This is a genomic window from Devosia sp. 1635 (assembly GCF_013185955.1).
Taxonomy (GTDB): Bacteria; Pseudomonadota; Alphaproteobacteria; order Rhizobiales; family Devosiaceae; genus Devosia.
On sequence record NZ_JABAOM010000003.1, the window covers coordinates 97,173 to 119,183 of the forward strand.

The window sequence follows — 22,011 nt, forward strand, 5'->3', positions numbered from 1 at the left end:
CTCAGCCCGCGAGCATGCTGCCCGTGCTCATGCGGCGCTGATGCCAGGACAGTGCTTCTTCCAGCAGATGGGGCGTATGCCCGCCCCGGGCGCTGGCGCGCGTGAAATAATCCTCGAGCTGCGCCCGGTAGTCGGGGTGCACGCAATTGTCGATGATGGCGCGGGCCCGCTCGCGCGGCGCCAGGTCTCGCAGATCGGCGAGGCCACATTCGGTGATGACGACATCGACGTCATGCTCGCTGTGATCCACATGGCTCACCATCGGCACCACCGAAGAGATCGTGCCGCCCTTGGCCATGGATCGCGTCACAAAGATCGACAGATAAGCGTTGCGCGCAAAATCCCCCGAGCCGCCGATGCCATTCATCATCTGGGTGCCGTTCACATGGGTGGAGTTCACATTGCCATAAAGGTCGAACTCGAGCGCGGTGTTGATCGCGATGATCCCGAGCCGCCGCACCACTTCGGGGTGGTTGCTCATTTCCTGGGGCCGCAGCACCAGCCGATCGCGATAACGGTCAAGATTGGTGAAGACGCGCCCCGCACATTCCGCCGTCAGGGTGATCGACGAGGCCGAGGCAAACACCAGCTTGCCGGTATCAAACAGATCAAAGGTGGAATCCTGCAGCACCTCGGAATACATCTTGAGGTGATGGAACGGCCCATCGCCCAACCCCGCCAGCACTGCATTGGCGATGGTGCCGATCCCCGCCTGCAGCGGCTGCAATGACAGATCAAGCCGTCCGGCGGCCACTTCGCTTTCCAGCAAGCCGATAAGCTTATCCGCGATGGCGTTGGTATCGGCATCGGGCCGTTCATTGTTGGACGCGCTGTCGGCAGTATGGGTCAAGACAATCGCCACGATCTTGTCGGGATCGATCGGCACATAAGGCAGGCCCACCCGGCTATCCACGGCAACGATCGGGATCGGCAGGCGCGTGGGGCGCTTGGAGGGGAAATAGATGTCGTGCAGCCCTTCGAGGGCCAGGGGCTGGGCGAGGTTGATCTCGACGATGAGCTTTTTGGCCAGAACGGCAAAGCTGGCCGAATTGCCCACCGAGGTACTAGGCACGATGCCCCCGGTCTCGGTGATCGCTGCCGCCTCCACAATGGCGTAGTCCATCACCCCAAGTTGCCCCGAGCGCAGATGCTCCACCGTTTCGCTCAAGTGCTGGTCGATAAACATCACCTCGCCCCGGTTGATGGCGGCGCGCAGCGTTGTATCCACCTGGAACGGCATGCGGCGCGCCAAAACGCCCGCTTCGGTCAACACCCGGTCGACGTCATGGCCCAGCGAGGCCCCGGTAATGAGGGTGATCGTGAACGGGTCAAGCGCTGCCCGTTCCGCCATGGCCAGCGGCACCGCCTTGGCGTCCCCGGCGCGCGTGAACCCGCTCATGCCCACCAGCATGCCATTACCCAGCCGGTCGGCCGCTTCGCGCGCCGTGCAAATGCGCTCGAGCAGTTCGGGGCGGCGGATCCGGGCGGCGAGTTCGGCTTGGTTCAACACATCAGCACCAGGGTAGTTGGGGGGGAAAAGCGGGCGCGCGGCCCGGGCGTGATTTGCTGCCAGTTGCCCTAGCGGGACATGAACACCGGGATCACCGCTTCACTCAGCAACACCCGGGTGACGCCGCCTAGCAGGCGCTCGCGCATGCGCGAATGGCTATAAGCACCGGCAACAATCAGTTGGGCGCGCAGCTTTTCCGCCTCGTTCTGGATCGCTTCGGCGGCATTGCGCCAGCCGGCGATCTCCCGGAGCTCCACCGCCACCCCATGCCGGCTGAGATAGAGGGCAATATCGCCGCCCTCGACCACGCCGCTGGCTTCACCCGCCTCATCGGTGACCATGGCGACGACGACCCGCCCCGCCAGTTTGAGCAGCGGCAGCGCATCCTTGACCGCTCGCGATGATTCACGTGTGTCTTTCCACGCCACCAGCACCATATCGAGCGCGCTCGCGGCAGCTTTCATCGGCGGCAGCCACAAGCAGCCGGTGCCCGATTCAAACAACACGGCCTCCTCGATCTGGGAATCCTGCGCTCCTTCCCCATAGGGCCTGGTGCCAACGAAAAGGTCGGCGGTCCGCGCCTCGGCCGCCATTTGACTGCCCACCGTCCCGGCAAAACCCGAAACCACGCGCAGCTCGGTGGGCAATCCCATCTTGTCGAGACGATCCTCGAGTGCTGCCTGCCGCTCGCGCGTGAGCCGCTCGGCCTCGTTGATCATTTCCTGCAACATCAAGCCCAGTGACGCTTCGGGCCCGGCAAAAATCTCGGGCCGCATATGCACCAGAAGCCCCGTCAGGTGCGCCTCGAAGCTGCGGGCAATTGTTTCGGCGGTGGTCAGGCGAAACTCGTCCTCGGGGGACCCGGTGAGTTGAACCACAATATCCTTCATCTGCCACTCCCGTTGCGGGCCAGCTCACAGGGCCACCACACCAGACTAGCAAGGCCAAGGCGGGGCGACCTTGACCTCGGTCAAGTCGGCGGGCCACCTCCGTTGCCACGCGGAGCCTTGCTCAAACCATCAAGGCCCGCTAGCGGGTATGCCGATGCAATTGATTCCCGACTTCGACCTGCGACCCTGCAACACCTTTGGCCTGTCAGCCAAGGCGCGCTTTGGCACGACGATCAACACGCCCGCCGATATTCCCGCCCTGCTCGACGCGGCCAAGGATTTGGGCCTGCCGCTGCGCATTCTCGGTCAGGGCAGCAATGTCGTGCTGCGCCCGCGCTTCGAGGGCATTGTCGCGCAGATGGCGATCACGGGCCGCCAGATCATCGACGAAACCGCCGAGCACACCATCATCGAGGCCGGGGGCGGCGAGAACTGGCACGAGTTCGTCGCTCATACGGTCGCGAGCGGCCTGCCCGGGCTCGAGAACCTGGCGCTGATCCCGGGCACGGTCGGGGCATCCCCGGTGCAAAATATCGGCGCCTATGGGCTTGAACTGGCGGACCGCTTCGCGTCGCTCACCGCCTATGACACGCATGAGCAGCGCTTTGTCGAACTCGACGCGGCCGCTTGCGCCTTCAGCTATCGGCAAAGCCTCTTCAAGCGCGATCCCGACCGCTTCATCGTTTCCGCAGTGCGCTTTGCCCTGCCCCGCGCCTGGACGCCCAATCTGGGCTATGCCGGCCTGTCCGAGCTGCCATCCGATGCCAGCCCCCAGGCGGTCATGGATCGCGTCGTGGCGCTGCGCCGCTCCAAGCTGCCCGACTGGACCCAGACCGGCAATGCCGGCTCTTTCTTTCACAACCCGGTGGTGGATTCCTTGACGCTCGAGCGCATTCGCGCCGCCTATCCCGCCGCGCCCGCTTATGCGCAGCCCGATGGGCGCAGCAAGCTATCGGCGGGATGGCTGATCGAGCAGAGCGGCTTCAAGGGCCTGCGCATTGGCGGCGCCGGCGTGTCCGAGCGGCACGCCCTTGTCGTGGTCAATCATGGCGGCGCCACCTATGCCGATATTGCGGAGATCAGCGAACGCGTCCGCGCGGGCGTTGAGGCCGAATTCGGCGTCATCCTGGTGCAGGAGCCCGAAACGATATGAGCGTCACCATCTACCACAATCCCGATTGCGGTACCTCGCGTAACACCCTCGCCATGATCCGCCAAAGCGGCGTCGAGCCGGACGTGGTTGAATATCTGAAAACCCCACCAGACCGCGCCGCGATACGCCAGCTCGTTGCCGATGCTGGCCTGACGCTGCGTGAGGCGCTGCGCCAGAAGGGAACGCCCTTTGACGCGCTGGGGCTTGGGGACCCTTTAGTCGATGAGGAGGCCATGCTGGACGCCATCGCGGCGCACCCGATCCTGCTCAACCGGCCCTTTGTGGTGACTGCCAAGGGCACCCGCCTGTGCCGCCCCTCCGAGCTCGTGCTCGAGATTCTGGAGAACCCGGCGATCGGCCCCTTCACCAAGGAAGATGGGGAAGTGGTGGTCGATGCCGAGGGCCGCCGCGTGGTTTGATCGCGCAGCGCCGGGTCTTGCCCGGCGCCGCAAACGTCAGTTCAGTGCCGCCTGGTAGATGGCCAGCACATCCTCGGCGGTCATCGTGCGGGGATTGTTGTCCATCAGCCGGCGAATGGCATGGGCCTCGACCGCCCAGTCCGGCAAGGCCGCCCCTTCGGCGCCATGGGCGCCAAGGCCCATCTCGACCCCCAGCTGCCGGCAGAACTGCATCGCCCCGGCCAGCACCGCTTCTGGGTTTTCTGCTGCCGGCAGGCCAAGCAAGGCCATGATCTCGGCAGTCTTTTCCGGCTGAGCAGGCTGGTTGAAGGCCAGCACATGCGGAAAAATGATCGCATTGGCGAGGCCATGGGGCAGCTTGAGCCGCGTGCCCAGCGGATAAGCGAGCGCATGCCCAGCCGCCGTATTCACGGGCCCGAGGCAGATCCCGCCATAATAGGAGGCGAGCATCATGCCGGCCCGCGCTTCGGTGTCTGAACCATCGGCCACGGCCCGCGCCAAATAGCGCCCGACCAGTTCGATCCCCAGCCGCGCATAGCCATCGATCAGCGGATGGGCCTTGATATTGGTGAAGGCCTCAACGCAATGGGCCAGCGCATCAACGCCCGTCGCTGCCGTCACCGCCGAAGGCACCGAATAGGTCAGCTCCGGATCAAGAATGGCGAGGTCGGCCAGCATGAACTGGCTTTCGATCGCGAGCTTGGCCAGCGTCTCGGGATTGGTGACGAGCGCGCGGATGCCCGCTTCCGAGCCGGTGCCCGAAGTGGTCGGCACCTGCGCCAATGCGGTGCGCCGGCCCTTGACCTTGCCCGGCCCCACCACATCAAGAATGGTTTCCGAGCTGTCCCACAGGACGGCCACGAGCTTGGCGACATCCATTACCGAGCCGCCGCCCAACCCGATCACGAGATCGGGCTTGAAGGCGCGAGCGGCGGCCAGCACCCGCTCCACCGCCGGCAGGTCCGGCTCGGGCGGCAGGTCGACAAACACTTGCAACTCACCGGCAAGGCCGATCCGCTCGACAAAACCCTCCGTCGGCGGCATTGCCACAACGAAGACGCGGCTGAACGCGCCGGCCCATTCGCCGAGCTTGCTGATCGCGCCGGCGCCGATTTCCAGCCGCGCCGGCTGCAGCAAGGTAATCGGCCGTGCCATGGAAAGAGTGGCTTCAGCCATTGTCCTGCGCCTCAAGTTCGGCCATCTGGCCCCAAACAGTTTCGAGCTGAGCCGCGTCGAGCTCCACCAGCGGCGGGCGCACGCGCGTCCAGCCGGGATGACCGCGCCGCTTGGCCAGCATCGCCTTGATCGTGGGCAGCTGCACATAGGCATTGGAGAGATTGCGCCAGGCCTCGATCCGGCTCTGCGCCCGGGCCACCTGCTCGGCTTGCGCCGGATCGTGCCAGCCATCGAAAACGACGCGCAGATGCGCCCCGATCAAATTGGACGAGGAGGTGATGCACCCCGCCCCGCCCGACTGCAGCAGCGGCAGCATGAAGGGATCGGCGCCCGAGAGCACCGAGAAATTCTGGAAGGCGCCAGCGAAAGCCTGCATGCTCTCGAGCTTGCCCGAGCTGTCCTTGATGCCGACGATCACGCCCGGGAACGCCTCGCGCAGCCGGCCCACCAATTCGAGTGACAAGCCCACCTGAGCGATGGGCGGGATGTGATACAGCACGACGCGCAGCGCATCGCTGCCCACGGCCCCGATCACCTCAGCATAAAAGCGAAACAGACCCTCGTCGCTTACCCCCTTGTAGTAAAAGGGCGGCAGCACCACGACGGCCTTGACCCCCGCATCCACGGCATGGCGCACGAGGGTCACGGTATCGGGCACATTGGTCTGCGAAGTGCCGGGCAGCAGGCGCTGCGGATCGATGCCGCTGCTGATCACCTGCTCGAGCAGCGCCTGGCGCTGGGCAATGGAAAAGCTGTTGGCCTCTCCCGTCGTGCCCAATAGTGCGATGCCGTCGCAACCCTCATCGAGCAGCGCATCGCAATGGGCGGCGAACGCAGCGTGGTCAGGCGTGCCATCCGCCGCAACCGGCGTGGCCGAAGCGCAGAACACCCCATGGATGGGCAGGTTCAGGGCCGTATTCATGTGTTCTTTCCCGCAACAAGGCGACGCGCATAAGCGATCGCGGCATTCATATTGGTGTGGTTGGCCTTGCCGGTGCCGGCAATGTCGAAGGCCGTGCCATGGTCCACCGAAGTGCGGTCGATCGGCAGGCCCAGCGACACATTGACCGCGGTATCGAAGGCCACGAGCTTGATCGGGATATGCCCCTGATCGTGATACTGGGCGATCACGAGGTCGAACCCGCCATTATAGGCGCGGTGATAAACCGTATCGGCCGAGATCGGCCCCTGCACTTCGATGCCTTCCGCACGGGCCATGGCGACGGCGGGAGCCACCTGCACATCGTCCTCGGTGCCGAACAAACCGCCTTCCCCGCAATGGGGATTGATGCCCGCAACGGCAATCCGCGGTTTGGCGTAGCCGATGCGCTTGAGATGCTCGTTGCCGGCGCGGATGGTCGCGAGGATCCGCTCGGGCGTCGCCCGGTCGATCGCTGTTTTGAGCGACACATGGGTGGAGACATGGATAACCTTGAGCCGCTCGGAAGCGAGCAGCATGAAGGCCGACTTTTGCCCCGTCAGGGCCGCGAGCATGCCGGTATGGCCATCATAGTGATGCCCGGCCAGGTTGAGCGCTTCCTTGTTGATCGGCGCCGTCACGATGCAGCCGATGCGGCCGGCTTCGGCATCGCGCACTGCCTTTTCGATGAAGCGGAAGGCGGCGTCGCCGCCGCGCGGATCGAGCTTGCCCCAGGGCAGCGGCCCGCCTTCAATCGGCAGGTCTTCCACCACGCCATCAAGATCGAGCGTCACGCCGGTGGCGGCCAGCGCCAGCTCCAGCGTCGCCCGGTCGCCATAGATGCGGGTGCGCGCCCGGTCCTCGGGGCTCATCTCGCTGAGCGCGCGCACGCTGATCTCGGGTCCGACCCCGGCGGGGTCGCCCATGGTAATGCCGATTACATCGCTCATGCAGCGCCTCCATCGATCCAGCCCTGGGGCAGCCGGACATATTTGATTGCCCGCCGGAAATAAGTGTAGGCGACATGGATCGCCCCATCCTCGCCCTCCAGCAGATAGGGATAGGACAATTCCTTGTTGCGGCCGTCTTCCGAATTGTTGGACAGGCACGTGCCGGGGCTGTCATCGATGACGCGACGAAGGGGCCAGGTCAGCCCGCCATCGCTCGAGACGCAGAGGCTCAGAGGCGCGCGCGGCACGCCCCAGATCGGCTGGCAGCCGCCCGTGGCGTCGGGCCGATCGTCGCCCGCTTCGATCTCGTCATAAAGCGAGACGCGCCGATCGCTTGAAGTGGCCGCGGATGCGGGGTTGCACACCATGGCCAGCCGTCCATCGCGCAGACGCACCACATTGATCGAGGAATTGTTGTTGGGCACATCGGTCGGCTCGGGGGCCGACCAGGTGAGGCCACCATCAAGGCTTTCCGAGCGGTGCACGAAGTCCGACTGCCGGCGGCGATAAAAGGCCACCATGTGCTCGCCATCGAGCGGCACGATGGTCATATGCACCGAGCCGATGGAGCCGGGCACTTCGGTCAGCTGCCAGCTCTCGCCATCGTCATGGCTGACGGCAACGCCCGCGGTATCATGGCTGCCGTTCCAGCGCTGCCCGGGGCGTGGGATGCAGCGGAACACCGGCATCATCCAGGCACCATCGGCGCGGCGCACAAAGCGGGCGCGCACAAACGTACCCAAGGGCAGATCGACCAGCCGCGGCTCGCCTCCGGCGAGGAGGCCATTTTCGAGCGTGATCGGGCGGGCCCGCAGCAGGCACTCGTCCTGGTTGCCAGCGGGCTGGGCGGTGTGGAACAGCTGCCACTGGCCGCGCTCGTTACGCGTCAGCACCGGGTTCTGCTCGGAGCGCTCGGGATCATTGCTCAGCTGCGCCGGCTCGGACCAGCGCTCGGCGCCGGGCGCCAGCGTGCAGCCGAACACGGAGATGTCGGACTTCCCCTCGAGCGTGCCGCCGAACCACAGGCAAGCCAGCGTGCCACCCTCCAGGCGCTCGATGAAGGCGGCATGGTTCTGCACCATGGGCGAAGGCAGATAGGCCTCCAGCAAGCCGTCCTGCCCGGGCAGGATCTCCCCCGTCATGCGAGCGGCGATTTGGTCTGGAGTCATGTCTCTCCCCACGGTTTTGGTTGCCGCAAACTCGGCGGGACAATCCATGTTGTCAAGTTATTATTGCCACATCTCACACGGACAAGTCTAAGGGGTGCCAAGATTGTTGTTTGTAATCAGCGTCTTATATCGGAGAACGGAACGCCGCAGCGGCACTCGCCCAAATTCGTTTGACAACTCCATGACAGCGCTAGATAGTGCCGGCCAACGGCAAGCCGACTGTTATCGGCGCGTCCGGAGGAACGAGCGGGAGCGCTTCGCAGCGGCGTTCATCCATCCGCAAGCTGCCTTAGGGAGGTAGAATTGATCTTCAAACGCATTCTGGTCGGCGTTCTGCTGGCTTCCACCGCGATTGCCCCGGCAATGGCGCAGTCCGATACCGATATCACCGTGGTCTTGAGCGAAGAGCTCGACCTGGTGGATCCCTGCATGGCCACCCGGTCCAATATCGGCCGCGTCGTGCTCCAGAACATCAGCGAAACCCTGACCGAGCTCGATGTGCGCGGCGACAAGGGTCTGATGCCGCGCCTGGCGGAATCGTGGGAAGACAAAGGCGACGGCACCTGGCAGTTCAAGCTGCGCCAGGGCGTGTCCTTCTCGGACGGCACCAGCTTTGACGCTGCCGACGTCAAGCACTCCTTTGACCGCGTGTTCAGCGACCAGTTGACCTGCGAAAGCGCGCGCTATTTCGCCGACACCGACCTGACCTTCACCGTGGTCGATGACAACACCATCGACGTCAAGGCCGAGCCCGCCCAGCCCATTCTGCCGCTGCTGATGTCGCTCGTGACCATCGTGCCCTCCGAAACGCCTATGGAATTTGTGCGTGAGCCGATCGGCACCGGCCCGTATGCCATGACTGACTGGACCGCCGGACAGCAGATCGTGCTGACCCGCCGCGACGATTACTGGGGCGAGGCTCCGGCCGTGACCTCGGCCACCTATGTGTTCCGCTCCGAGCCCGCCGTGCGCGCGGCTATGGTGGAAACTGGCGAAGCCGATATCGCCCCCCAGATCACCGAAGTGGAAGCCACCAACCCGGCGACCGACTTCACCTACCCCAATTCCGAAACCGTCTATCTGCGCATCGACCAGACCGTCGAGCCCATGGGTGACCTGCGCGTCCGCAAGGCGCTGAACGCCGCCATCGACCGCGAGGCCTTCATCGGCACCGTGCTCGCCGCCGGCACTGAACTCGCCACCGCCATGGTCCCGCCGACGACGCTTGGTTGGAACGCCGACCTTGAGCCCCATGCCTATGACCCCGAACAAGCCAAGGCCTGGCTCGCGGAGGCCGAGGCCGAAGGCGTCAACATCAAGGCGCCCATCGAGGTGATCGCGCGCACCGAGAACTTCCCCCATGTCACCGAAGTCGGCGAAGCCCTGGTGCAGATGCTCAACGAAGTGGGCTTCAATGCCAGCCTGCGCATGGTGGAAGTGGCCGAGCACGAGCAGTACTACTCCAAGCCCTATCCCGAAGGCCGTCCTGCCCAGCTGGTTGTCGCCCAGCACGACAATTCGCGCGGCGACCCGGTATTCTCGATGTACTTCAAGTACCACAGCAACGGCACCCAGTCGGGCATCTCCGACCCCAAGGCGGACGATCTGATCGAGCGCGCCACTGCCGCTACCGGTGAGGAACGCGCTGCCCTTTGGTCCGAGCTGTTTGCCTATGTCCATGACGAAGTGGTTGCCGATGCGCTCCTCTTCCACATGGTTGGCCATAGCCGCGTCAGTGAGCGTCTCGACTTCACGCCCACCATCGCCACCAACCAGCAGCTGCAGCTCTCGGAAATCGGCTTCAAGTAAGCCGCCACGACTGCCAACCTCTGCGGTGCCGGGTCCAACCCCGGCATCGTCTTTCGCTTCCAACCGGATGATCGGCCATGACCAAACTGATCTCGCAGCGCGCCATCGCCAGCTTGCTGTCGCTCCTGGGCCTGCTCGTGCTGGTCTTCTTCCTGTCCCGCCTCACCGGTGATCCGGCGGCCCTGTTCCTGCCCATCGATGCGACCGAGGAAATGAAGGCGCAGTTCCGCGCCATCAACGGCCTGGACCTGCCGCTGATGGAACAGTTCGGCCGCTATGTCTGGGATTTCCTGCATCTCGATTTCGGCGAAAGCCTGCGCAAGGCGCGTCCGGCCATCGATGTGGTGCTGGAAGCCTATGCCTGGACCTTGCCGCTGGCGCTGATCACCATGGCGCTGGTTGTCGTGGCCTCCATCATCCTGGGCGCCCTGGCCGCCTTCAATGTCGGCGGGTTCTTTGACCGGCTGGTGTCCATCATCTCCCTGATCGGCGCTTCGGCCCCCGATTTCTGGATCGCCATCGTCGCTATCGTCATTTTCTCGATCAACCTGGCCTGGCTGCCCACTTCGGGCGTCGGCACGCCCTGGCACTGGATCTTGCCCATTGCCGTGCTGTTTGTGCGCCCCTTCGGACTCATCGTGCAGGTGGTGCGCGGCTCCATGCTCGCGGCGCTGAGCGCCCCCTATGTCAAGACGGCCAAGGCCAAGGGCGTGCGCAACCTCCCCATCATTTTCGTCCATACCCTGCGCAATGCCATGCTGCCCGTGATCACCGTGATCGGCGACCAGGCCGCCGCCATGCTCAACGGCGCGGTGATCGTTGAAACCATTTTCGGCTTCCCCGGCATCGGCAAGCTCATGATCGACTCCATCCTGCAGCGCGATTTCAACGTCGTACTCGCCGCCATCATGGTCACCGCCATCGCCATTTTCCTCATGAACATCCTGATCGACTTCGCCTATGGCCTGCTCGATCCGCGCATTCGGCACTGAGGAGGCGCGCCATGTCGGACCTTTCGACCGTCACTCCCGCCCCCAGCGAAAAACAGCGCCACTGGCCGCTGCTCTCCATGCTCTGGCGCGACAAGCTGGCCTTTGTGTCGGCCATCGTACTGCTGATCATCGTCCTCTTTGCCGTGTTCGGCCCCATGCTGCTCGGCGATCTCGCCTCGAGCCAGAACCTGCGCGGCCGCAACAGCCCGCCCTTTGACCTCGCGCGGGGCTGGGCCTTTGTGCTGGGCGGCGATAGCCTTGGCCGCCCCATGCTCGCGCGCCTCGTTGTCGCGGCGCGCTCGACCATGCTGGTTGCCGCCGGCACCGTGGCCGTCGCCATGCTGGTGGGCGCGGTGCTGGGCCTGCTCGCCGGCTATCTCGGCAAGCATGTCTCCCAGGCCATCATGCGCCTTGCCGACGTCATCATGAGCTTCCCCTCGCTCCTCATCGCGGTGATCGTGCTTTACGTGCTGGGCCCCTCCATCCCCAACATGATCCTGGTTCTGGCTATCACCCGCATCCCCATCTATCTGCGCACGACCCGCGCCGAAGTGCTCGAAGTACGCCAGCGCATGTTCGTGCAGGCCGCCGTGGTGATGGGCGCCTCCAACCGCCGCATTATCCTCCGCCATATCCTGCCGGTGGTTGCGCCCACGCTCGTCACCATCGCCACGCTCGACTTCGCCTTTGTGATGCTGGCCGAATCCTCGCTGTCCTTCCTCGGCATCGGCATCCAGCCGCCTGACATCACCTGGGGCCTGATGGTGTCGCAGGGCCGCCCCTATCTGACCTCGGCCTGGTGGCTGGCCTTCTGGCCGGGCCTGCTGATCGTCATCACCACACTTGCCCTCAATCTCCTGTCCAACTGGATGCGCGTCGCGCTCGATCCCGCCCAGCGCTGGCGCCTTGAAGCGCGGAGCACCACCGATGCCTGAGGCCCTGCTTTCGGTTCACAACCTGTCGGTTGATTTCCACACCGCTCGCGGCACCGTTCATGCCGTGCGCAATGTGTCCTGGTCAGTCAATCGCGGCGAAACCCTCGCCATCCTCGGGGAAAGCGGCTCGGGCAAGTCGGTGTCCGCCTCGGCCGTACTCAACATCCTCGATATGCCCCCCGCCCATATCACCTCGGGCGAGATCCTCTTTGAGGGCAAGAACCTGCTGACGATGAGCAACGAGCAGCGCCGCGCCATCAATGGCAAGCGCATCGCCATGATCTTTCAGGACCCGCTGGGCCATCTCAACCCGGTTTACCCGGTGGGCTGGCAGATCGGCGAGGTGATGACCGCCCATGGCCGCTCGGCCGCCGAAGCACGCGCCCGCACGCTCGATCTCCTCACCCGGGTCGGTATTCCCGAACCCGAAAACGCCGTGCGCAAATACCCCCATCAGTTCTCGGGCGGCCAGCGCCAGCGCCTGATGATCGCCATGGCTTTGGCGCTCAAGCCCGATATCCTGATTGCCGACGAGCCCACCACCGCGCTCGACGTCACCATCCAGGCCGATGTGCTCGCGCTCCTCAAGGAATTGCAGGCCGAAACCGGCATGGGTCTCGTGCTCATCACCCATGACCTTGGGGTCGTCGCCGAAATTGCCGATCGTGTTGTCGTCATGAATAGCGGCCAGATCGTTGAGGCCGGCACGGTCCACGATGTCTACCACAACCCCCAGCACGCCTATACGCGCAAGCTGATCGGCTCGGCCCCCGGCAAGGGCGAGATCCGCCTGCTCGACGCGCAAGCGCCGGTGCTGCTCGAAGCGCGCGACCTCTGCAAGACCTACGGGCAATATACCGCCCTCAAGAGCGTATCCCTGACGCTGGCGCGCGGCCAGACCCTTGCCGTTGTCGGTGAAAGCGGCTCGGGCAAATCCACCCTGGCCCGCTCGATCCTGCGTCTCGAAACCGCCGACAGCGGAGCGGCGTTCTGGAAGGGGCAGGACCTGCTCAAGCTCAGCCCGCGCGAGCTGCTGGGCGTGCGCCGGCAGATCCAGATGGTGTTCCAGGACCCCACCCAGTCGCTCAATCCGCGCATGTCGGTTTACCAGCTGATTTCCGAAGGCTGGGACATCCACAAGCTCATGCCCGACCGCAAGCAGCGTCAGACGCGCGTGCGTGAACTGCTCGAACAGGTCGGCCTCGGCGCCGAGCACGCCACCCGCTATCCCCATCAGTTCTCGGGCGGCCAGCGCCAGCGCATCGCCATTGCCCGGGCCCTTGCGCTCGAGCCCGAACTCATCATCTGCGACGAGGCGGTTTCGGCGCTCGACGTCTCCATCCAGGCCCAGGTGATTGCGCTGCTCAACAGCCTGCGCGAACGGCTGGGCATTTCCTTCCTCTTCATCGCCCATGATCTGGGCGTTGTGCGCGACTTTGCCGATACGGTGATCGTGATGAAGGCCGGCGAGATCGTCGAGCGCGGCCCCACCGAGCAGATCTTCACGGCGCCAACGCACCCCTATACCCAGCGCCTCCTTGCCGCGGCGCTCGATCCCGATCCCGAAGTGCAGGCGCAGCGCCGCGTCGCCACCACCGGCCTGGCATGACCCGGCTGGTTGTGCTCGCCGACGATCTGACCGGGGCGCTCGATGCCAGCGCCCCCTTTGCTATGCATGGCCTCTCGACCGCCGTGGCGCTCGCGCCGGCCGGACTAGGCGAGGCGCTGGCCAGCGGCGCCGAGATCGTCGGCGTATCCACCAATAGCCGCGAGATCGACCCACCCGCCGCCACGGCCGCCGTCCAGGCGGCGCTCGCCGAACTGCCCCGCGGGCTGCCGATCTTCAAAAAAGTCGACTCCCGCCTCAAGGGCAATATCCCCGCCGAACTCGACGCCATCACTTATACCAGCGCCCTGGTAGTTCCCGCGATCCCCGCCTTTGGCCGCTGGGTGCGCGACGGGCAATTGGGCGGCTTCGGCCTCGCTGAACCCATCAGCGTCGCGAGCCGCCTCGGCGGCCATGCCGGCAGGGCCGCTATCCCCGACGCCGTCACCCAGGCCGATATCGCCGCCGCGCTCGCCTGCGGCGGGCATGATCTGCTGGTGGGCGCCCGCGGCCTTGCGGAAGCGCTGGCCCAGAGCTGGTCCACCGCAAACGAGCCGCACCTCGCCGCAGCGGCACCAGCGTCAACGATCTGCGTCATCGGCTCGACCGACCCCATCACCTTGGCGCAGATCGAAGCCCTGCGGGCACGCCGGCCCGACCTGGTTTATCTCGCCGCCCCGCTCGGAATCGCGCCGGCGCAATTGCCTGCCGCCGCGCCCCTCACCCTGTTGCAGGCGATGCCGGGCACCGAGCCGGCAGAACCGGCCCGCGTCGCCGCCAATCTGGCCGCGTCCCTTGCCCGGCTGGCCCCCGCGCCGGGCACCCGCCTCGTGCTTTCGGGCGGCGCCACCGCCCATGCCATTCTCGAGGCTATGGGCATTGGCGTGCTGTTCCTTGACGGCGAAGCCTTGCCCGGTCTGCCCCTTGCCCGCGGCGGCGGCTTCACGATAATCACCAAATCGGGGGGCTTTGGTGACAGCGACACGCTGCTGCGTCTGCTTGCCTCCCCGGTTGCGGGGCAAGGGGAGTGACACGAACAGCTATGTCCGATGGTCTCCAGGCACGGCGCAGCCTTTCCGACGCGGTTTTCGACCGCATGTTGCGGGCCATCAAATCGGGCGCCTATGGCGTCGATGAGCGCCTGCCCACCGAGCATACGCTGGCGGCCGAATTCCAGGTTTCGCGGCCCGTCGTGCGCGACGCCCTGCAGCGCCTGCGCGACCAGGGCCTGATCTATTCGCGCCGTGGCGCGGGCAGCTTTGTGCGCGACCATGGCCTGCGCGAGCCGCTGGGCTTTGGGCAGATGGAGAACCTGTCCGATCTGCAGCACTGCTATGATTTCCGCCTCACCATCGAGCCCGAAGGGGCGGCAATGGCCGCAAGGCGCCGCACCGATGCGGCGCTCGCCGAAATCCGGGGCGCGCTGGATCTGCTGCGCGACGCCACCAACCGGCAGGCCCACCGTGCCGACGCCGATTTCATGTTCCACCTGGCCATCGCCAAGGCCTCGGGCAATCCCTATTTTTCAACCGCCATGCAGGCGCTGGAAGAACATATCGCCGTGGGCATGCGCTTTCATGGCATGTCGTTGCGCAGCACCAGCGATGGGCTCGCGCATGTATTCACCGAACACACCGCCATTTACGACGCCATTCGCGCAGGCGATGCCGAGGGCGCGCGCCAGATGATGAAAACCCACCTCTCCGGCTCGCGCGATCGCTTGTTCGAGCCACGCCGTTAGCTACTGCGCCTCGACCATCGCGTCGGTGACCTGGCGGCCGGTATGGCGCGGCGTGATCAGCTTGCTGAGGTCAAAGCCCTGCCGGCGTGCTTCCGCGAGATAATCCTCGAGCACCGCCTCGGGCAGTTGCGGCTCACGCGCCAGCACCCAAAGATTGTTGCGGTCCGGGCCGCCCACCAGCGCCACCTGGTAGTCGGGATCGAGCTTGAGCACCCAGTAATCCCCGCTGGTGAACGGCAGCCAGCGGATGAACCCCGGCAGAAACGTCACCTTGAGCTTGGCCTTGCTGTCATCGACCGGTGTGGCTTCCCCCAGAGCCTGGCTCGGCTTGCCTTCCGCATCAAAGCAGCGATTGTCCACCCGCACCTTGCCCCCATCGGTCAGCGAATAGGTCGCGGTGATGTCGGTGGCGGTCTCGTCCTCCCATTTGAGCGGCAGCCGGCAGATTTCATACCAGCGGCCGAGATAGCGGTTGAGATCGAGCTTGGGGATCGTGGTTACATCACTCATGGGACACTCCTTGCCCGGTCCAACGCCACCCCGCCGGCAACGTTCCCCCTGCGACAAACCGGCCACTTTGCGGCCCTTAGCGCGCCAAACCGTTGCCGCAAAACCTCACCTTTCCCCCATCTGCCCCTAAAGAGCACACGATCGTTTGAGGGGCCTGCCCTTTGTGCTGCGTCAACAGTACTGACCTTTCTTCCCTCCGGGTCAGCCCCGGCAAAACCACAAAGAACCAAGGATGGTCCAATGACGAGCCCCGTATTGAGCAGGCGCAGCTTTCTGGCCGGAGGTGCAGCCCTTGCCGGGCTGGGACTGGCGGGATGCACCAGCTCTGCCCCGGGCCTCGTTGCCGCCTCTGCAATCAGCGCCCCCAATGCGCCGCCCGCGGCCAAGCCCCTGCCCACCAGCGTGCCCCCTGACGTACAGGCCATGTATGGGGCCATCACCGATGACCTTTACCCCGTTCGCGCGTCGCGCATGGAACTGGTGCCAGCCGTTTATTGGCGCCAGGAGGTGGACGATCCCACCGGGGAAAAGCCCGGCACGGTGATTGTCGATACCACCGATCGCTTCCTTTACCATGTGGGCGAAAACGGTCGCGCCACCCGTTATGGCGTGGGCATCGGTGCTGCAGGCTTTGAATGGTCTGGGCGTGCCCATATCGCTTATAAGCGCGCCTGGCCCCGGTGGACGCCGCCGTCCGAAATGATCGATCGCCACCCCGAACTCGAGCAATACCGCCACGGCATGGAGCCGGGACCGGACAATCCCCTCGGCGCCCGCGCGCTTTATATTCACCAGGGCAACCGGGACACGATCTACCGCATCCACGGCAACCAGGACGAAACCACGATCGGCAAGGCCGTATCCAGCGGCTGCGTCCGCATGCTGCCTCAGGACATCATCCATCTCTATGATCATGTTCGAAGCGGCGCCCCGCTCGTCGTCGCCTGATCCCCGCAGCATGGGGCTGCCGCCTGGTGCAGCCCCTTAGCCGGCGGTTTGGTCGGCCCGGAGCGCCGCTTCCCAGCGGCGTTCCTCCAACTGCTCGAGGAGGTCGGGAACTCGGCTAGCGGGAATGGGCCGGGAAAACAGATAGCCCTGGCCAAGATCGCAGCCGCGCTCGTGCAGAAATTCGGCCTGCTCGCGCCGCTCGATGCCCTCGGCCACCGTGGTGATGCCCATGCTGCGCGACATTTCCAGCACCGCATTGATCACCGCCGTATCGCGCCGCTCGCTCGAGCCGATCAGCTCCACAAAAGAGCGGTCGATCTTGAGCACATCCACCTTGAACTGCTGCAAATGCGTGAGCGAGGCATAGCCCGTGCCGAAATCGTCGAGCGCAATGGTGACACCCGCCTGCTGCAGCTTTTCGAGCGTGCTCACATGCCCGCCCATCTGGCTGATCAGCACGGATTCGGTGACTTCGAGTTCGAGCACACTTCCCGGCAGCCCCGCATTGTCGAGCCGCCACAGCACCCGTTCCGCCAGCCCCCGCTGGCGCAGATCCGCCGCCGACAGGTTGAGCGCCACCCGGCCAACCTCCAGCCCACCTTCACGCCACGCCACGCAATCGGCCAGCACCCGGTCGAGCATGCGATCGGTGATCTCGACCGAGAGCTGGGCATCATCGAATGCGGCGGCAATGCTGGCCGGCGGCTGCAACCCGGACTGGTCATGCCAGCGCAGCAGCGCTTCAAAACCGGTCACCTGCCCCGAGCGCAGGCACAGCTTGGGCTGGTAGAACGGCACGATAGCATCGGTATCGAGCGCCTTGCGTGCATTGGCCAGTGCCCTGGCTCGCGCTTCGGAGGCCTGCAGCATCTGCGGCTGGAAGCCCCGGATTGTTCCGGGCAAATCCGCCTTGGCGGCATAAAGCGCCAGATCCGCCGCCCGCAGCAGCTCGCCCGCGCTTTGCGCATCTCGGGGAAACACCGCGCCTCCCGCGCAATAGCTGACCGCAATCTGCAGCCCGTCAATGGCAACGGGCTGGTCAAGCGGGCCAAGCCGCTGCCGCGCCACTTCCATGCGCAGATCCTCGGCCGCAAGGCCCGGCGAGATGACCGCAAATTCATCGCCCCCGAGCCGCGCGACGGTTACCCCCTCAGGCGCTGCAGCCACGAGCCGGCTGGCGATCTCCTTGAGCAGCCGATCGCCGGCGGCATGACCCATCGTGTCGTTGAGCGTCTTGAAGTTGTTGAGGTCAAACACCAGCAAGCCCACGATCTCGCCGGTGCCACGCGCCCGCTCCAGCGCCGCATCGAGCCTTTGGGCATACAGCGCCCGGTTGGGCAGCCCGGTCAGCGGATCATGGAACGCCGCCCATTGCAGCTCGGTCTCGGCCTGCTTGCGCGCGGTGATGTCGAGCATCGAGCCAACGAACCGCACGGGCTTGCCAGAAGCATCGGGCACCAGCACCCGGCGCGAGGAGACCCAGATATAATCCCCATTCACCGTGCGGAACCGGTATTCCTGGGTATTCTGCCCTTGCCCGTCCCGCCCGAGCGGCTTTTCCATCCCCACCAGCGCACCGCGATCCTCGGGATGCACCTTGTCGGACCACCAGGCGATAGTAGTGCCTTGCGCCAGTTCGGGATAACCCAGAACCTTGCCCGCAATCCCGGTCCAGGTGGTGCGATCGCGCTCTACGTCATAATCCCAGATGATGTCGTTGGTCGCCTCGGACGCCAGCCGATAGCGCTCTTCGCTGCGGCGCAGCGCCATTTCGGCCGCCACCTGATCGTTTATATCCTCGAGCGAGCCATACCAGCGCAGCACCGTGCCGGCTTCGTCGCGCAGCGGCCGGGCCCGGGCCCGAAACCAGCGATAGCTGCCATCGCGAAACCGCACGCGATAGCGCACATCCGCAATGCTCCCGTCGCCAGTGCGAACCGCCCGCGCCCACAGCGCGCGCACCGGCTCGCGGTCATCGGGATGCATGGCATTGAGCCAACCCTCGGTAATACTTTGCTCGCGCGACACCGCCACGCACTCCCACCAGCGCGGCCCCATCTCGAGCACCCGTCCATTGGCATCGGACAGCCACTGAATCTGGGAGTTGAGCTCGATATAGGCACGGTGATGGGCTTCGCTGCCCCGCAGCGCCTCGAGCGCCGAGGCCAGCCGCTTGCCATCGGCAGCCGTGACATCCGCCAGGCGCCGGTGATGAAACACCAGCGTCAGCGCCGAAGCCAGCAGCAGCAGGCTCCCTCCAACCAGCACCCCTCCGACACCCGCCAGCTTCAGCTCCGGCCGGGCCGGCAGGCCCGTCAATGGGGCCAACTCGATGCCCGCACTGGCAACAAAATGGAGAAACAAAACCCCCAGCGCCAGGGCCGCACCCGCGGGCCAGGCCAGCGTCGCCTGGGCAAAGCGCCGCAGCAGCGGGCCCGCAAGCGCGGTGATCGCGATGCCCCCGATCACCGCCATCGCCAGCAAACCGTAATCAATCCGCACGATCTCGGCGCCATGCAGCGCTGTCATGTCAAAGAAATGGGCGATCGCCAGTCCCGCGCCGATCAGCACGCCCGCCAGGAGACCACGTGCCCGCTCCGGATTGGCAAAACCAACAATCCAGCCCAGCGTCGTCAGCACCAAGCAGAGCCCCACCGAAACCAGCGCCTCGCGCGGATTGAAATGCAATCCTGCCTGCGGCAGAAACCCGAGCATTGCAGTGAAATGGGTGGTCCACACCCCCGCGCCGGTGACCACGCCCGCCGCCAACAGCCATAGAAAGCGGTCCTGCCCCTTGGCGCCGATGGCCCGCTGGGCCAGGCCGACAGCAGTGAAACTGCTCAGGATGCAAATAATGGCCGCGAGCGCGACATAGGCCGGATCATGATTGTCGACGATACCGGAATAGACGCGCAACATTGAGCTTAACTGGCCCCTCAAGCACTCCCTTCTAGTGCAAAGCCATTGCAAAACCCTGAATCCAACATGTCGACTTCGGCGGCAACTTGGATCGGCGGGCGGACAACTATAGATGTTTCAGTGGGATAACTAAACTGTCACGGCTTTGTTACTGCGAGCAGCGCTCGGGCGCGCGCAACAACTGGCGCGTCGATCATGCGGCCATCCAGCGCAAAGGCTCCACTCTCCTGTTGGGCGGCCGCGACGACGCGCTGGGCCCAGGCCAGCTCCTCGGCACTCGGAGCAAAACCCGCATTGAGCAAGGGCACGACGCCCGGATGCACGCAGGTGGCGCCATCAAAGCCATGCTCGCGCGCTTCGCGCGCCGCCGCGCTGATCCCCTCATGGTCGGTGTAATCGGCCACGCTGCGCAGCATCCCCCAGGACAGCAATCCCTGCGCCTTGGCGGCGTAATGCACCAGCAGCTTTGGCAACCGCAGCACGTCGGGCGTGGGCTGGCCGCCCAGCGCCAGCGCCAGATCCTCCCCGCCCGTCGCCAGCGCCAGCAGCCGGGGCGCGCGCGCAATAGCCCGTGCCTCAAGCACAGCGCCGGGGTCTTCCAGAATGGCCACGAGGCTCATGGGGCTGCGCCCGAGTTCACGCTCCGTCGGCTCTAGGGCTTCACCCAGCCGCTCCAGATCTGCCGCGCGCTCCACCTTGGGAACCAAGAGGCCCATCGCGCCGGCCCGGCACGCTGCAAGTGCATCTTCGATGCTTGCGGCATTGATGCGCACGAACACCTGCGCGCCCGCCTGCCCGACGCTGGGCACGCTCGCCCCGAGCCCCTCGCGGGCGGCAAGCTTGTGCTCGGGCGGCACGGCATCCTCGAGATCAAGGATGATGGCATCCGCTTGGCGCTGATGCGCCTTGGCGATGAAGCGCTCGGCATGGGCCGGCACATAGAGCAGCGAGCGGATCACGGCGCCACCGCTGCAGCAATCGCCGCCTCGTCCAGCCCCGCTTCGCGCAGGATTTCGGTGCTGTGCTCGCCAAGGCCTGGCGCCGGCCGCCGCCACACGCCCGGCGTGCCGGAGAGGCGCGGCACGATATCGTGCATGGGCAAATGGCCGAACTGCTCGTCCTCCACTTCGACGATGATTTCGCGCTTGGCAAAATGCGGATCGGCCATGGCATCGGCAATGTTGAAGATGGGCCCCACCGTCGCGCCGGACTGGCGCATGACCGCGAGCGCTTCTTCGCTCTGGCGCTGGGCAAACCAGGCACCCACCGCCTCGTCCACCAGGGCGCGGTGCTTGACCCGCTCGGAATTGTTGGCAAAGCGCGGATCCTCGTTCATATCGGCCCGCCCGATGATCTCGAAAATGCGCCGCGCCACCGCCGGGGTCGAGCCCGACAGCGCCAGATACTTGCCGTCGGCGCATTGGTAGACATTGCGGGGCGATGCGGTGTTGGAGGCGCTCCCCACCCGCTGCTTGATCTTGCCCGTCACCGCATGAATGGCCGCTTCCGGACCGAGCACCGAAAACATCGGCTCGAGCAGACTAAGGTCGATGACCTGCCCGCGCGCCGTTCCGGCCTGACGCGCATAAAGCGCCATAGTCGTGGCCGAAGCCCCATAGATGCCAGCGATCATATCGGCCAGCGCCAACGGCGGCAGCACCGGCTCGCGGTCGGGAAAGCCCGTTCGGTCGGCAAAGCCACTCATGGCTTCCACGATGGTGCCAAAGCCGGGGAACTGCGCATAAGGCCCGGTCTGCCCGAACCCGGAAATGCGCACCACGATCAGGTCGGGATTGCGCTCCAGCAGCGCCTGGGGCGCCAGCCCCATCTTTTCCAGCGTTCCTGGCCGGTAGTTTTCGATCAGCACATCGGCCGTTTCGATCAATTTCCACAATGCCGCCATTGCCGGCGCGTGCCGCAAATTGAGCGCCACCGAGCGCTTGTTGCGCCCATAGGTCTTCCAGAACAGCGAATGCCCGTCATCACGCCAGTCGCGCAGGGGGTCCCCTTCTGGCGGCTCGATCTTGACCACATCGGCACCAAAATCGGCCAGTTGCAGGCTGAGCATATTGCCCGCCATCAAGCGCGACAGATCCAGCACCCGGATGCCATCGAGCGGCCCGGTCGCCTGGGGATCAAAGGATTTTTGTGCATGCGTCATCAATTCAACCAATCTCAACTGAGCCCTTTGCCGGACCCGTCGCTTCCCGCTCCCTGTGGAGGGGGACCAGCTACCGAACTCGCGGCTCCTGCCCTCCCCTCCCCCTTGAGTGGAGGGATCAAGGGTGGGGTCGCCGGGCCGACCACTGATGCCTCCTCCAACCCTCTCCCCAAGGGAAGGGAGGTCCAAGCACCCACCCGCGTG

Annotated in this window: 19 protein-coding genes; 9 read left to right on the plus strand and 10 right to left on the minus strand. The window is 65.3% G+C overall.

The annotated features are described in order from the left end of the window. Position 1 precedes the first annotated feature (1 nt). Both HRU92_RS12715 and HRU92_RS12720 read right to left on the minus strand, forming a co-directional pair. Positions 2-1,507, minus strand: a complete 1,506-nt coding sequence (locus HRU92_RS12715) for an acetyl-CoA hydrolase/transferase family protein (RefSeq protein WP_172125645.1) — start codon at positions 1,505-1,507, stop codon at positions 2-4. Positions 1,508-1,578: 71 nt separating this feature from the next. Beyond that, a complete protein-coding gene (locus HRU92_RS12720) occupies positions 1,579-2,400 on the minus strand; it encodes a universal stress protein (protein WP_172125643.1) in 822 nt (273 codons plus the stop codon). Between the two features lie 154 nt (positions 2,401-2,554). On the opposite strand from HRU92_RS12720, the gene murB reads away from it, so the two are divergent. Continuing rightward, a complete protein-coding gene (gene murB, locus HRU92_RS12725) occupies positions 2,555-3,553 on the plus strand; it encodes a UDP-N-acetylmuramate dehydrogenase (RefSeq protein WP_210258717.1) in 999 nt (332 codons plus the stop codon). After that, positions 3,550-3,972 (plus strand): arsenate reductase (glutaredoxin), encoded by a 423-nt coding sequence (arsC, locus tag HRU92_RS12730; protein ID WP_172125639.1) that lies wholly within the window; start codon positions 3,550-3,552, stop codon positions 3,970-3,972. The genes murB and arsC overlap by 4 nt, the downstream gene beginning before the upstream one ends. A 36-nt stretch (positions 3,973-4,008) precedes the next feature. Here arsC and HRU92_RS12735 read toward each other — a convergent pair whose 3' ends face one another. The 4 genes from HRU92_RS12735 to HRU92_RS12750 are packed head-to-tail and all read right to left on the minus strand — an operon-like array spanning position 4,009 to position 8,186. After that, on the minus strand, positions 4,009-5,148 hold the full coding sequence (locus tag HRU92_RS12735; RefSeq protein WP_248307138.1) for an iron-containing alcohol dehydrogenase: 1,140 nt from the start codon (positions 5,146-5,148) through the stop codon (positions 4,009-4,011). Further along, positions 5,141-6,070, minus strand: coding sequence for a dihydrodipicolinate synthase family protein (locus tag HRU92_RS12740; protein WP_172125637.1), 930 nt, complete (start codon positions 6,068-6,070; stop codon positions 5,141-5,143). The genes HRU92_RS12735 and HRU92_RS12740 overlap by 8 nt, the downstream gene beginning before the upstream one ends. Then, complete coding sequence (pdxA, locus tag HRU92_RS12745) at positions 6,067-7,017, minus strand: 4-hydroxythreonine-4-phosphate dehydrogenase PdxA (RefSeq protein ID WP_172125635.1); 951 nt, start codon at positions 7,015-7,017, stop codon at positions 6,067-6,069. Before pdxA ends, HRU92_RS12740 begins: the two co-directional genes overlap by 4 nt. Then, entirely contained in the window at positions 7,014-8,186 is a 1,173-nt protein-coding gene (locus HRU92_RS12750) for an exo-alpha-sialidase (RefSeq protein ID WP_172125633.1), read from the minus strand. The genes pdxA and HRU92_RS12750 overlap by 4 nt, the downstream gene beginning before the upstream one ends. A 363-nt stretch (positions 8,187-8,549) precedes the next feature. On the opposite strand from HRU92_RS12750, the gene HRU92_RS12755 reads away from it, so the two are divergent. The 6 genes from HRU92_RS12755 to HRU92_RS12780 all read left to right on the plus strand — a co-directional run bounded on the left by HRU92_RS12755 (position 8,550) and on the right by HRU92_RS12780 (position 15,269). Continuing rightward, on the plus strand, positions 8,550-9,995 hold the full coding sequence (locus tag HRU92_RS12755; protein WP_172125727.1) for an ABC transporter substrate-binding protein: 1,446 nt from the start codon (positions 8,550-8,552) through the stop codon (positions 9,993-9,995). 77 nt (positions 9,996-10,072) lie between these two features. Next, positions 10,073-10,987 carry an ABC transporter permease gene (locus HRU92_RS12760; RefSeq protein ID WP_172125631.1) on the plus strand — a complete coding sequence of 305 codons (915 nt, stop codon included), beginning with the start codon at positions 10,073-10,075 and terminating at the stop codon, positions 10,985-10,987. A gap of 11 nt (positions 10,988-10,998) precedes the next feature. Continuing rightward, a complete protein-coding gene (locus HRU92_RS12765) occupies positions 10,999-11,922 on the plus strand; it encodes an ABC transporter permease (RefSeq protein ID WP_172125629.1) in 924 nt (307 codons plus the stop codon). Next, a complete protein-coding gene (locus tag HRU92_RS12770) occupies positions 11,915-13,531 on the plus strand; it encodes an ABC transporter ATP-binding protein (protein WP_172125627.1) in 1,617 nt (538 codons plus the stop codon). Before HRU92_RS12765 ends, HRU92_RS12770 begins: the two co-directional genes overlap by 8 nt. Next, on the plus strand, positions 13,528-14,559 hold the full coding sequence (locus tag HRU92_RS12775; protein WP_172125625.1) for a four-carbon acid sugar kinase family protein: 1,032 nt from the start codon (positions 13,528-13,530) through the stop codon (positions 14,557-14,559). The genes HRU92_RS12770 and HRU92_RS12775 overlap by 4 nt, the downstream gene beginning before the upstream one ends. Before the next feature lie 11 nt (positions 14,560-14,570). Continuing rightward, a complete protein-coding gene (locus HRU92_RS12780) occupies positions 14,571-15,269 on the plus strand; it encodes a FadR/GntR family transcriptional regulator (protein ID WP_172125623.1) in 699 nt (232 codons plus the stop codon). Here the strand turns inward: HRU92_RS12780 and HRU92_RS12785 are convergent, their stop codons facing one another. Beyond that, positions 15,270-15,779 (minus strand): lipocalin family protein, encoded by a 510-nt coding sequence (locus HRU92_RS12785; protein WP_172125621.1) that lies wholly within the window; start codon positions 15,777-15,779, stop codon positions 15,270-15,272. A gap of 240 nt (positions 15,780-16,019) precedes the next feature. Here HRU92_RS12785 and HRU92_RS12790 point away from each other — a divergent pair, with 240 nt between their 5' ends. Then, positions 16,020-16,727: a L,D-transpeptidase gene (locus HRU92_RS12790; RefSeq protein ID WP_127754636.1), complete on the plus strand. Its 708-nt coding sequence runs from the start codon at positions 16,020-16,022 to the stop codon at positions 16,725-16,727. 36 nt (positions 16,728-16,763) lie between these two features. Here HRU92_RS12790 and HRU92_RS12795 read toward each other — a convergent pair whose 3' ends face one another. The 3 genes from HRU92_RS12795 to HRU92_RS12805 all read right to left on the minus strand — a co-directional run bounded on the left by HRU92_RS12795 (position 16,764) and on the right by HRU92_RS12805 (position 21,807). Continuing rightward, the gene (locus HRU92_RS12795) at positions 16,764-19,646 is read right to left on the minus strand and encodes an EAL domain-containing protein (RefSeq protein WP_173088276.1); all 2,883 of its coding nucleotides are present in this window, start codon (positions 19,644-19,646) and stop codon (positions 16,764-16,766) included. 137 nt (positions 19,647-19,783) lie between these two features. Further along, positions 19,784-20,605 carry a CoA ester lyase gene (locus tag HRU92_RS12800; protein WP_173088278.1) on the minus strand — a complete coding sequence of 274 codons (822 nt, stop codon included), beginning with the start codon at positions 20,603-20,605 and terminating at the stop codon, positions 19,784-19,786. Then, complete coding sequence (locus tag HRU92_RS12805; RefSeq protein WP_173088280.1) at positions 20,602-21,807, minus strand: CoA transferase; 1,206 nt, start codon at positions 21,805-21,807, stop codon at positions 20,602-20,604. Before HRU92_RS12805 ends, HRU92_RS12800 begins: the two co-directional genes overlap by 4 nt. Between the last annotated feature and the right edge of the window lie 204 nt (positions 21,808-22,011).